The sequence below is a fragment of the Nocardia camponoti genome (genome assembly GCF_014646135.1).
Taxonomy (GTDB): Bacteria; Actinomycetota; Actinomycetes; order Mycobacteriales; family Mycobacteriaceae; genus Nocardia; species Nocardia camponoti.
In genome coordinates this window covers 79,570-91,707 of record NZ_BMMW01000001.1, presented here as the reverse complement: position 1 = coordinate 91,707, position 12,138 = coordinate 79,570, and the positions used below count along the sequence as shown (strand labels likewise).

Sequence of the window (12,138 nt, the reverse complement as noted above, 5' to 3'; positions counted from 1 at the left end):
TTGAATGGCACCAGACTTCGCTCATCCTGGCCGGTCAACAATCCAATTTCGGGTGTCGCTTTGCGCGGACACCGGGTCCGACGGCAACGCTGGCAGGGCTTCGAAAATACGGGATCGCGAAATGTCGGCAATGCACTTCGCGTCGCCGCCAACGTAAGTGCATGGGAAGTCGTCTGGGGTCGCGACGAGCCATGCGCGATCTTGTGGCCACCACAGCGTCGGTGAAAGTCCGTGGAAAGGGCTGCTAGCGTTAACAACAGGGCCCTTCACGACGAAAAATCGCATCCCCTGGATGGTCAACTTCGGCGTTTCGGGGGCGATGTCGTCGAAAGCGCTGTTGCCCTCCCAGAACGCGAAGTAGCAGTCGTCGGGCGTGCTCGTGTGGCGTCCCAGGATGGAAGCGAGCTCAGGTATCTGGCTCTCCCACGATCCTGCTGGAACTCGCCGCTCGGGCGGACTAGTCCGCAGATCTTGTCCCGATGGCCGCGAAAGGATGGCAACGAGTTGCATCTGACGGTGCACATCAGCTCCGAGCGCCCGCGCGGCATCCGCCCACCGAAGCCACACTTCGTCGCCTGCGGAATCCGTGCACGACAATGGGTGCAACAGTCGGGCATAGGCAGCGAAGCCCAGCGGAACGAAACTGCTCACCTGAGCGGGAAACTCAGCACGCATCCCGCCTGCAACCCACTCAAACCCACTGTCGATGATGTCCTGGTCGCGCCACCGCATGACGCGATTATGCTCGCGGCTCATCAAGGGATTTGGTCCGCTAAAGCTGCCGCGAGGAACTTTGCTGTTTTTCCCGCCGCCGGGTTGTCCGCTACTTCGCGCGGTGTTCCCTCCGCTACTACGCGACCGCCTGCCGCTCCCCCGCCTGGGCCCATGTCGATCACGTGGTCGGCCGCCGACACTATGCGCATGTCGTGTTCGGCCATCACGACCGTTCCGCCCGCTTCAACCAAGTGCTGCAACTGGCGTAACAGGACGTCCGCGTCGGCTGGGTGGAGGCCCGTTGTTGGTTCGTCCAGCAGGTACAGGGTCTTTCCTCGGCGGGCGCGGCTCAGTTCGGCGGCCAGCTTGATGCGTTGGGCCTCGCCGCCGGACAGTTCCGTCGCGGGCTGGCCCAGACGCAAATAGCCAAGGCCGACGTCCTGCAAGGTCTGTAGCGGGCGGACGGCGGCGGGGGTGTCGGCGAGGAAAGCGCTAGCCTCGTCCACTGTCATCGCCAGCACGTCGGCGATGGTCTTGCCGAGGTACGTCACCTCCAGCGTCTCCGGGTTGTAGCGCGCCCCGTGGCAGGTGGGGCATGGCGAATACGTACTCGGCAGGAAAACCAGTTCGACCATGACCTGCCCGTCGCCCTGACACGTCGGACACCGCCCGCCCGCCACGTTGAACGAGAATCTGCCAACGTCGTAACCACGTTCGCGCGCAATGTCGGTGCCCGCGAACAGCTTTCGGACCACGTCGAACATCCCCGTGTATGTCGCCAGATTCGAGCGCGGCGTACGGCCGATCGGCGCCTGGTTCACCGTGACAACCCGACTAATCGACGAATCCCGTTCCGCCTCAGCACTAATCGCCTGCAACAGCGTGGACTTGCCCGACCCGGAAACTCCGGTTATCGCCGTCGTAACCCCCAGCGGCACATCGACATTCACGTCATGCAGGTTGTGTTCGGCGAGCCCACGCAACTTGAGCTGGCCGGACGGACTGCGCGGACCGAGCGAGGGAACGGGCGGAGTGTCGAAAAGGTAGCGCGCGGTGACCGAATCATCAACGGCGGCAAGACCATCCACCGCACCGCTATACAGCACCCGCCCGCCCGCCGTCCCCGCGTGCGGCCCAACGTCGACCACCCAGTCGGCCCTGCGCACCACATCAAGATCGTGCTCGACCAGAAACACACTGTTGCCCGACTGTGTGAGCCTGCTCAACACCGACGTGAGCGACACCGTGTCGGCAGGATGCAACCCCGCCGACGGCTCATCAAGCACATAAACCACCCCGAACAACCCGGACCGCAACTGGCTAGCCAGCCGCAACCGCTGCAATTCCCCACTCGACAGCGACGGCGACTCTCGATGCAGCGACAGATACCCAAGCCCCAGCTCATCGACCACGTCGATCCGCCCAACCACATCCTTGGTGAGCAACGCGACAGCGGAGTCGCCAATTGTGAACGGCCGCAAGGTCTCTGAGAGCTCACTCATCGGCATCGTCGCCATATCCGCGATGCCCAACCCGGCGAAACGCACCGCGAGCGCGTCCGGCCGCAGCCGATGCCCTTCGCATGTCGGACAGTCCTCGGTGACCAACCACCGCCCCGCCCGTTCGCGCCGAGCTGGCCCGCTGGCGTCGGCGTAAGCCTTGAGCGCGATGCGCTCCGCACTGCTGAACGTGCCCTGATACGTGCGCTGCACCTGATGCGCCGCCCGCTCGGGATGCACGGTGACCACCGGCTGGTCTTCAGTGAACAGAATCCATTCCCGCTGCTCAAGCGGCAGATCTTTCCACGGGGTGTCGATGTCGTAGCCGAGCGTGACGAGAATGTCGCGCTGATTCTTGCCATGCCACGCCCCCGGCCATGACGCGATCGCCCCGTCTCGAATGCTCAAACTCGGATCGGGCACCATCGACTGTTCAGTCGCGTAATGCCGCTGGCCAAGTCCCTGGCAGTCCGGGCACGCGCCACGCACGGTGTTGGGCGAGAAATCGTCGGAATGGCGAAGCGGCACCTGGTCGGGCGGATTGTCGCCCGCACGCGCGAATAGCAAACGCAGCGAATTCGAAATTGACGTAATTGTGCCAACCGAGGAACGCGACGAAGGCACTCCACGACGCTGACCGAGCGCGACAGCGGGCGGCAAGCCGCTGATGTGGTCGACTTCCGGCAAATCGGTATGCGGCAGCAACCTTCTGGCATACGGGGCGACCGATTCAAGATACCGGCGCTGCGATTCAGCGAAGATGGTGCCGAAGGCAAGCGATGACTTCCCCGAACCGGAAACCCCAGTGAACGCGACAAGCCCGTTGCGCGGAACAGCGACGTCAACGTCACGCAAGTTATGGACGCGCGCGCCTTCGACCCGAACGAGCCCGTCGTCGGCGGGGATGTCGAGCGGCCTAGCCTCCGTTTCGGTCACGGAATACGTCCTTCCACGAGGCTTTTGACCAGTGTGCCATCGCAGGTGAGCAAACTTCTAGACACCACAAGGAAACGCTCACTGTTAGGGCCGCTCACCGGCAAGCAGTACACAACATGAACTTCGCCCGATTGCGAAGTTCGTGAAGGACGCGCGAATTTCCGTTCCCTGAATGATTGCTGCGCTACGGTTTGCCGCATGGACGACTTCGAGTTGGATTTGCCGAGCGTCACGCCACCGGAAACGACCGGTCGGGTTCTCGATATTGACGCTGTGTGTTTACATCATCCGCTTACCGATGGCGCACCCGAAGGCGACGAGCGTTACGCCTACGTCTGCTGCGTCGACGGCACAACCGTTCGCCTTCCGCATTCGCTCGACGAATGGGCAAGCGAAACTCTGGCCGTGAATTTCGATCTTCGCGCCACCGGGTTGCCGTCGATTTTCCCGTGCCGCATCGAATTCGGTATTCGCGACAGCGGCCCGTACGCGATTCCCGCCGAGCACGGCAGGGCACCGCGTCCGAGTCGCAACCCGGGCGTTCCCGCCGTGTAGCCGCACTGTTATCCGCTCCCGCCGGACACGCGCTGGCCCTTCGCCTCCGCGGTCCGGCCAGCTAAGATTTGGCTACTTGCTCGGTACACACTCTGGTTGCGACGACTACGAAAGTAGGTTCGCCAATGTCGGGATTCGTTTACAACGACGAGGTAGTCAAACTCACCATCGACGGCGGCGATGCGAAATTCCTTACGCATTTGCAGTTGGTCACCGAAGTGCGGTTCCAAGCTGATCTTGGCTTTCAGGTGGGCCTCATCGGCAGCGACGGCGCGGGTGGCTCGCTGCGCAACTTCTACTGGTTTCATCCCAGCATTCCGCTCAAATTCTTCTACGACGAGCCCGGTCAGATCGACTTCGACCAGGACTACTACGACACCATGCTCGAAATGGCGCAGGGCCCGTTCGGGGTGTTCCTCGGCGAGGTGCGCGATCTGCCGCTGCGCTTCCCGCAGATCGAGGAAGAAGCACCCGCGCCGTCGGAGTAGCAAGCGTCCGCGTAACAAGCTTCCGCACCGGTTTTCAGCTCGGAAAACAAAGCGCTGAGCGGCGTCCGCGTACCATTGAAGGTGGCGTCGTGAGTTGGCTCACCCTGCGTGCTTTCACCTTGTGATTCCTCACTGCGGGTCCGGTACTGTGCGGACACGCCACGGGCCAGTCACCGCTCGCCAACGGCGCCTCGTTCGAGCTTTCCAGGAGCACCCGGTGTCGCAACACTCACGTTTCGAGTCCATCGGCGCGTATCTTCCGTCGAATTCCGTTTCGACCGAAGAATTGATTTCGCGCTTACAAGCGCCGCCTGCCTTCGATCTGGAGAAGATCACCGGCGTCCGCGAACGGCGAGTGCGCGATACACGACCCGGCCACGAAGAAGACTCGTTCACCCTGGCCATCAACGCCGCACGCGACTGCCTTTCCCGCTCGCGCTACGCCCCCGCCGAGCTCGACGTGATCATTTCCTGTTCGATCACCCGCAGCAACGACGTCACCAAGATGTACATGGAGCCCGCGTTCGCGTCGACGATCGCCAAAGAGCTTGGCGCGACGCGCGCGATCACCTTCGATGTGTCCAACGCGTGCGCTGGCATGCTCACCGGCACCTATCTGCTTGACCGGATGATTCGCGCTGGCATCGTTCGCACCGGCATGGTGGTCTCCGGCGAGGCCATCACGCCCATCGCCGACACCGCGGTCAACGAGATTTCGGCGAAGTACGACCTGCAATTCGCGTCGCTTTCGGTTGGCGATTCCGGTTGCGCGGTGGTGCTCGACCAGGCGGTCGACAGCGCCGACATGATTCATTACGTCGAATTGTTCACGGCCAGTGAGCATTCCGGTCTTTGCCTTGGCATGCCGAGCGACAAGTCGTCGGGGGTCGCGCTCTACACCGACAACCGCAAGATGCACAACGAAGCACGGTTCCTGCTGTGGCCGGACGCGCAAGGCGCGTTCCTCGCCGACCGTGGTTCCTCCTTCGCCGATGAGCGTTTCGATTACCTCATTCATCACCAATTCGGTGCCGCCGCAGTGCCGTTCATCAACGCGGTTGCCGAGCGGGAATTTGGTGCGCCGATGCCGCCGGACCTCAACGTGATCGAGAAGTACGGAAACACGTCAACCACTTCGCATTTCATCGTGCTGCACGATCAGCTGTCACAAGACCGCATCGAAGCGGGCGCGAAAGTGCTGATGGTCCCCGCTGCTTCCGGTGTCGTCGCGGGCTACCTTTCCACCACCATCTCGTCGCTAAAGGTCTGAGTCACATGGGAATTCGCATTCGTTCCACCGGTGCCAGCGTTGGTGGCGATTCGCACAGCGTTGTTGAGCACAGTGGTCGCGCCGCGCGAGAAGCGGTGGCGCGCGCCGGGATTCGCCCCGACCAGGTTGGCGTCTTCATCAACACGGGCATCTTCCGAGATAGCAATACGGTCGAACCTGCCGTCGCCGCGCTCATCCAGAAGGAAGCGGGGATCGGGCTCGATTACGTCAAAAACGATTCCCACACTTTCGGTTTCGACCTGATGAATGGTGCGACGGGCGTGCTGAACGCCGTGCAGGTCGCGTCGGCGATCGTCGCGACCGGCACCGAGCACGTGCTGATTGTCGCGGGCGACACGCACCCGTCGTTGACGCGTTCGGCCGCCGATGCGGCGTTCCCGTTCGCGACGTCGGGCGCGGCGCTGTTGCTTGAATCATCCGACGACGCAATCGGTTTCGGCCCGGTGCACTTCGCGACCGCGCCTGGGTCGCCTGCCGAATCCGCGTACGTTGACACCGCGAAAATGGGCACAACCGGCCGCTCGATGATGACCGTTGAGCGCGACGCCGACTACGAGGACCGCATCCTCGACGTCGCGGTTGAGGTGGGCCGACTGGCATTGGCCGACGCTGAGCCAGACGCGCGGGTGGCGGTGATCGCGTCGACGCCGTCGGCGGAATTCCCTGCGCGCGTTGCCAAGTCGCTCAACCTTGGCGATGTTCGCTTGCCTGATCTCGGCGCGGGTGACCCGCACACGGCCGCGCTGCCGCTCGCCTACGACCGCGCGCTCGTCGACGGCACCCTCGACGGGTTCACCCACGTGCTGTTCGTCGCCGCGGGCGCTGGCCCGTCGGCGGCCGCGAGCCTGTACCGCCTACCCGAGCCGACCGCGTGACAACGGGGACGTACTGGCAGACCGTCGACTCCTTCCGCGCTTTCGCGGCCGCGCATCCCGACCGGCCCGCCGTCTTCTCCCCCGACGGCACCCCGGCCACTGACCTGCCGGAATACCAGTGTCTGACCTACGGCGAGCTCGACGCGTGGTCGGATGCGATTGCCGAGCACTTGAGCGCGTCCGGCGTGGGGAGCGGCACGCGCACGATCGTGCTCGTGCTGCCAAGCGCGGAGTTGTACGCGATTCTGTTCGCGCTGTTGAAGATTGGTGCCGTGCCAGTGGTCATCGACCCCGGCATGGGTATCCGTCGCATGGTGCATTGTTTGCGTGCCGTTGAGGCCGAGGCGTTCATCGGGATCCCCGCCGCGCACGCAGCGCGGGTGATTTTCGCGCGCAGTTTCCGTGGTGTGCGGACGACGCTCACGGTCGGGCGACGGTGGTTTTGGCGTGGTGCGCGGCTGGCTGAGGTGGGGCGGACGCCGTCGCGGCCCGCGCCCGACCGGTTGCCGGCCAACCCCGATGACGTGCTGATTATCGCGTTCACGACCGGCAGTACCGGCCCGGCGAAGGCTGTTGAGCTCACGCACGGGAACTTGGCCGCGATGGTGGAGCAGGTGCATTCCGCGCGGGGTGGTGTTGCGCCGGAGACGTCGCTGATCACGCTGCCGCTGGTTGGCGTGCTTGATTTGCTGTTGGGGTCGCGGTGCGTTTTGCCGCCGCTGATTCCGTCGAAGGTGGGATCGACCGATCCCGCCCACGTAGTTGACGCGATCACCCGATTCGGGGTCACGACGATGTTCGCGTCGCCCGCGTTGCTGATCCCGCTGCTCGCGCATTTGCGGACCAACCCAGCTTCGCTTGACTCGCTGACCAGCATTTTCTCCGGTGGCGCACCGGTGCCGGACTGGTGCATCGCCGGGTTGCGTGAGCAATTGCGCCCGGATGTCGAGATTTACGCGGGATACGGGTCGACCGAGGCGTTGCCGATGTCGACGATTGAGTCGCGCGAGTTGCTCGGTGGGCTGGTCGAGCGGGCGCGATCCGGTGACGGGACGTGCATTGGCCGACCCGCCGACCGAATCGAAGTGCGGTTGCTCGCGATCACCGACGCGCCGGTGCCGACGTGGTCGTCGGCTGAGACCGTCAGTGGCACAAGGCAAGTCGGCGAGATAGTTGTCGCTGGCCCGAACGTGAGCACGCACTATTACTGGCCGGATTCGGCGAACGCGCTCGGCAAGGTCGTTGATGGCGACCGGGTGTGGCATCGCACCGGCGACCTCGGCTGGATCGACGAGCAAGGTCGAATCTGGTTCTGCGGGCGCAAGAGTCAGCGGGTGCGCACTGCTCAAGGGGACATGTTCACGGTACAGGTCGAGCAGGTGTGCAACGTGGTTACCGGTGTTGCGCGGACGGCGCTGGTTGGGGTTGGATTGCGCCCGGTGCTGTGTGTGGAACTGGAGCCGGACGCCACGGCAGCCTCCGTATTGGCCGAATTGCGAACGCGCGCACGGGAATTCGACCTGACGGCACCGATCGAGGAGTTCCTGGTTCATCCGGGATTCCCGGTCGACATCCGCCACAACGCGAAGATCGGCCGCGAGCAGTTGGCCGTGTGGGCGCGAAAGGAGTTGGGGGCGTGAGGGTTCTCGTCACCGGGGCGTCGGGGTTTCTCGGCGGGGCGCTCGTGCGTGACCTTGTCGCGCGCGGCGAGCATGACGTCACCATTCTCGTGCGGCCGACGAGCAATCTCGCTGACCTCGGCGATGCGGTCGAGCAGGTGCGGGTCGTTTACGGCGACCTCACCGATCCAGCGTCTCTCGTTGCCGCGACAAGCGGCGTCGACGCGGTGATTCACAGCGCCGCGCGAGTGGATGAGCGCGGGCGGCGTCAGCGGTTCATCGCTGAGAACCTCACGGCCACTGAGCATTTGCTCGAGGGAGCGCGGGCAAATGGGGCACGGCGGTTCGTCTTCATTTCCAGCCCAAGCGCGCTCATGGATCGCGACGGTGGCGACCAGTGCGACGTCGATGAGTCGCTGCCCTACCCGACACGATATTTGAACTTTTACTCCGAGACGAAAGCGGCGGCGGAACGGGCCGTATTAGCCGCTAACACAACAGAATTCGCGACTACCGCGCTGCGGCCTCGAGCGATTTGGGGTGCGGGCGACCGGTCGGGGCCCATTGTCCGTCTGCTTGGCCGCACTGCTGCCGGGAGCTTGCCCGATCTGTCGTATGGACGCACGGTTGAGGCGTCGCTGTGTCACGTCGACAATGTTGTCGTCGCCTGCCGACTTGCCCTCACCGCGCCTGATGTGGGGGGTCGCGCGTACTTCATTGCCGACGCCGAGAAGACCGACGTGTGGGGCTTTCTCGGCGACGTCGCCGGAATGCTCGGGTACGCGCCGCCGTCTCGTCAGCCGAACCCGCGGGTCCTGGCGGCGATCGTCGCGGCCGTCGAAACTGTCTGGCGCGCACCGTTTATCGCCGAACGGTGGTCGCCGCCGTTGTCGCGCTACGTGGTGGCGTTGATGACGCGCACGGCCACCTACGACACCACCGCCGCGCTCACCGACCTCGGCTACGTACCTGTCATCGACCGTGCAACCGGGCTGGCAGGTTTGCTCGCGTGGATTGCCGAGCAGGGTGGGATCGAGAAATTGACCCGGAACTTGTAGTGAAACGGGCCGCCAACTGCCGCGCATCGCACGCAAACGAAGGCCGAACGACTCCCCGAGGATCGCGACCGTCGGCACCGCACCGCAGTCCACATCATCGGGTGACCGTCTCGCACGATCAAGCCTTGCACCGCTAGGAACTCTCAAATGCCCCGTACCACAAAGACGTTCACACGCCCCATCTCCACCACCGAGCGCATGTACTTCCCGATGCGCGACCTCGCACCGCCCTTCCTCATGCAACTCGTGATCCCCGGCACGGGCACGATCGAACCTGCCGAACTTGACCGCGCGGTGAAGGTCGCGGCCGAAGCCACCCCCGGCGCGCGACTTGTCCGCGACGGGAAGCTCTGGGTCGACAGCGGTGTCGCTCCCGCCGTTCGCGTGATCGCTGGTCACCAATTCCACACTCCCGCATTGGAATCCGATCCGGTACTCAGCAGTCCGATCGGCCCGACCCCCGAGCGCACCTGCGAAGTTGTCCTGCTCACGGGCGAGAACCCCACACTTGTTTTCCGCGTCTTCCACGGCGTCATGGACGGGGTTGGCATGATCGACTGGGCTCGCAACGTCCTGGCTGCCCTACGCGGCGACGAACCCCAACCTTTCCCCGATCCGATCGCCGACCACGAGCTAGTCACCCGCATCGGCGCGCCGGGCAAGCCAACGCCCCTTGTCCCGCGCTACCGCAGCGCCGTCGGCAAAGGCAGGCAACGTCGGGGCGAAGCGCGACACCTGTTGCGCCACCGCACAATTCCCACCGCCGGCCCGGGCGCGCTCGCCCGGATCTGCGCACTCCTCGCGGCAGAAACGCGCGGCCCGTCGCGCATCATGATGCCGACCGACCTGCGCCGCCATGACCCAGCGCTGCGCTCCACCGCCAACCTCGCGCTTCCCCTCTTCCTCGACATCACGCCCGGCGAAGACTGGCGCGCGGTCACCGACCAGCTGAAAACCGGCCTCACCGAACGTCGCGAACTCAACCAGCTCGCCAACACCCGCGTCACGTTGGTCCCCGACGCGATCAATCGCGGCGTCCTCCACACCACCAACTGGCTTGGCTCACGCATGGGCCGCAACTTGGCGTCGGCCACCGTGTCGCACATGGGCCGCTTCACCAGCGCCGAACTCGCGGTCCCCGGCTTCACCCCAACAGGCCTGTACGTCCTGCCGCAGCACAGCGTGGCGATGCCGCTGCTGTTCGGCATCACGGAATTCGACGGCCGCACCGAACTCACCGTCTCGGCCCGTAACGGCGACGGCATCGAAGAGCGCCTGGAAGCCCTCATCGACCGCATCACCACCACCCTCACCGCCGCCTTCACCACCTAAACCGCCGCGCTCACCGCAGCCCCAGCGCCGCACGTGACCGGCGCTTCGTCGAGACCCAAACGCCCAACTCCGCCGCCCCACGCACTGCCAACGCGCCCCACATGACCTGCGCTTTGCCGACCAAGCGCCTTCAGACGCACGCACGCACGGATACACGCCACCCGCCCCTCCCTTCGACCTCCGCGCGTGCAACCCCGCGAACTCGGTAGCTCTATTTGGCCCCGCCGCGCTCCCACTCCCCCTTACAGTGAACCCACTAAGTTAATGGCGGTTCTCGCGGACCAGGACCCGGAGGCAGCAATGAGTCTCGACATCGAGCGCCGCGACGGCGTGCTGCGGCTGTGTATCAACCGCCCGGACCGGCTCAACGCCCTCGACCACACCGCGATGAACGCGCTCACCGACGCGATCATCGGCGCGCCCACCGACCCGTCGCTGCGCGCGATCGTCATCACCGGCGCGGGCCCCGCGTTTTGCACCGGTGCCGACCTCGCCGCGATGTCAACGGCAGACACCGCAATTCCGCCGCAGTTGGTCATGTCCACCGCGGCACGCGGCATTCGCGCGATTATCGACTCGCCACTGCCGGTGATCGCCCAGGTCAACGGCGTCGCCGCAGGCGTCGGTGCCTCGCTCGCGCTCATCGCCGACCTCATCTACGCGGCCGAAAGCGCCTACTTCCTGCTGCCCTTCACCGGCATCGGCCTTATGCCGGACGGCGGCTCAACGGCCGTTGCCGCTGCATCGGTCGGTCGCACGCGGGCGATGGAAATGTCGCTGCTCGGCAAGCGCATCACGGCCACTGAGGCCCAAGCGACCGGCCTCGTGACCGCCTGCGTTCCCGACGCGGAGCTAAGCGCCGCCGTCGACGCCGCAGCCAGCCGCATCGTCGCTCGCCCCCGACGCGCGCTCGAATTGACCAAAAGAGCCATTAATGACGCCACGCTAGGTGAACTCGATAACGCGCTCGAACGCGAAAGCGTCGGACAAAGCGAACTGCTCATCGGCGCGGACTTCGCCGAGGGAATGTCGGCGATGCTGCAACATCGCAAACCTCGATTTAGCTGAATTCGCCCCGACCAGGTTGCCGGGTTTAACGCGTTTGCGCACTTAAACTCAGCCCATGACGGAGCAGCGAAAGTTCACCAAGCCGATTGCGCCCGTATTCATCGCCATTGCCGCGGCGGGCCTTATCGGCGCGTGCAGCAGCAATGACGACAGTTCGGACGCGAGCGCGAGTTCGACAACAAGCGCGAGCGTGAGCGCCAGCGCGACGACCTCAGCCGAGGGCACCACAACGTCGGGCTCAGCCTCGGCGACATCGACATCGGCGATTCCGCCGGTCACCACGTCGCCGGTCATGCAGGGCACCCCGGCCGCCATCCTCGCGTCGACCCCGTGGGAGACCACCGGCGCGACCGACGCCGCAGGCAAGACGGTGTCGCTCGACGACTCGAACGTCAAGGCCTACGTCGGTTGGGCGTACTACAAATCCGACGGCACGTTCACCATCTACAACCCCGACGACAGCCCGAAAATGCACGGCAACTGGACGGTGTCACCCGACGGCAAAACGCGCACCATCACCGCGAAAAATGATGCGGGACAAGACCAGTTCACCCGTACGGTCGATATTGTGACGCTGACCGACCAAAAATTCACCTACCGCGTTTTCCCGAAGGCCGACGACAAAGCGGTGTACTTCGACATTATTCACACGCCAACAACGCACCCCGAACCCAACAACTAACAGGCTCGAAAGTTTCGCCGC

At 64.5% G+C, this 12,138-nt stretch carries 12 protein-coding genes; 9 read left to right on the top strand and 3 right to left on the bottom strand.

Annotation, left to right across the window (positions count from 1 at the left end; genetic code table 11):
- Nucleotides 1–21: 21 nt before the first annotated feature.
- Nucleotides 22–732 (bottom strand): hypothetical protein, encoded by a 711-nt coding sequence (locus IEX78_RS00450; RefSeq protein ID WP_188826710.1) that lies wholly within the window; start codon nucleotides 730–732, stop codon nucleotides 22–24.
- A gap of 23 nt (nucleotides 733–755) precedes the next feature.
- Nucleotides 756–3,149 carry an ATP-binding cassette domain-containing protein gene (locus IEX78_RS00445; protein WP_229683608.1) on the bottom strand — a complete coding sequence of 798 codons (2,394 nt, stop codon included), beginning with the start codon at nucleotides 3,147–3,149 and terminating at the stop codon, nucleotides 756–758.
- A 198-nt stretch (nucleotides 3,150–3,347) separates the two neighbouring features.
- Between IEX78_RS00445 and IEX78_RS00440 the strand changes: the two genes are divergently transcribed.
- The 8 genes from IEX78_RS00440 to IEX78_RS00405 all read left to right on the top strand — a co-directional run bounded on the left by IEX78_RS00440 (nucleotide 3,348) and on the right by IEX78_RS00405 (nucleotide 11,435).
- Nucleotides 3,348–3,704 (top strand): hypothetical protein, encoded by a 357-nt coding sequence (locus IEX78_RS00440; RefSeq protein ID WP_188826709.1) that lies wholly within the window; start codon nucleotides 3,348–3,350, stop codon nucleotides 3,702–3,704.
- Nucleotides 3,705–3,829: 125 nt separating this feature from the next.
- The gene (locus IEX78_RS00435) at nucleotides 3,830–4,192 is read left to right on the top strand and encodes a DUF7882 family protein (protein ID WP_188826708.1); all 363 of its coding nucleotides are present in this window, start codon (nucleotides 3,830–3,832) and stop codon (nucleotides 4,190–4,192) included.
- Nucleotides 4,193–4,409: 217 nt separating this feature from the next.
- Complete coding sequence (locus tag IEX78_RS00430; protein ID WP_188826707.1) at nucleotides 4,410–5,462, top strand: 3-oxoacyl-ACP synthase III family protein; 1,053 nt, start codon at nucleotides 4,410–4,412, stop codon at nucleotides 5,460–5,462.
- 5 nt (nucleotides 5,463–5,467) lie between these two features.
- Nucleotides 5,468–6,358 carry a beta-ketoacyl-[acyl-carrier-protein] synthase family protein gene (locus IEX78_RS00425; protein WP_188826706.1) on the top strand — a complete coding sequence of 297 codons (891 nt, stop codon included), beginning with the start codon at nucleotides 5,468–5,470 and terminating at the stop codon, nucleotides 6,356–6,358.
- Nucleotides 6,355–7,998, top strand: coding sequence for a fatty acid CoA ligase family protein (locus tag IEX78_RS00420; RefSeq protein ID WP_188826705.1), 1,644 nt, complete (start codon nucleotides 6,355–6,357; stop codon nucleotides 7,996–7,998). The genes IEX78_RS00425 and IEX78_RS00420 overlap by 4 nt, the downstream gene beginning before the upstream one ends.
- Nucleotides 7,995–9,035, top strand: a complete 1,041-nt coding sequence (locus IEX78_RS00415; protein WP_188826704.1) for an NAD-dependent epimerase/dehydratase family protein — start codon at nucleotides 7,995–7,997, stop codon at nucleotides 9,033–9,035. The genes IEX78_RS00420 and IEX78_RS00415 overlap by 4 nt, the downstream gene beginning before the upstream one ends.
- Before the next feature lie 147 nt (nucleotides 9,036–9,182).
- Nucleotides 9,183–10,367, top strand: coding sequence for a peptide synthetase (locus tag IEX78_RS00410; protein ID WP_188826703.1), 1,185 nt, complete (start codon nucleotides 9,183–9,185; stop codon nucleotides 10,365–10,367).
- A 300-nt stretch (nucleotides 10,368–10,667) separates the two neighbouring features.
- Entirely contained in the window at nucleotides 10,668–11,435 is a 768-nt protein-coding gene (locus IEX78_RS00405) for an enoyl-CoA hydratase (protein WP_188826702.1), read from the top strand.
- Between the two features lie 48 nt (nucleotides 11,436–11,483).
- Here IEX78_RS00405 and IEX78_RS00400 read toward each other — a convergent pair whose 3' ends face one another.
- Nucleotides 11,484–11,729, bottom strand: coding sequence for a hypothetical protein (locus IEX78_RS00400; protein ID WP_188826701.1), 246 nt, complete (start codon nucleotides 11,727–11,729; stop codon nucleotides 11,484–11,486).
- On the opposite strand from IEX78_RS00400, the gene IEX78_RS00395 reads away from it, so the two are divergent.
- Nucleotides 11,728–12,117 (top strand): DUF4822 domain-containing protein, encoded by a 390-nt coding sequence (locus IEX78_RS00395; RefSeq protein WP_188826700.1) that lies wholly within the window; start codon nucleotides 11,728–11,730, stop codon nucleotides 12,115–12,117. The genes IEX78_RS00400 and IEX78_RS00395 overlap by 2 nt on opposite strands.
- The last annotated feature ends 21 nt before the right edge of the window (nucleotides 12,118–12,138 follow it).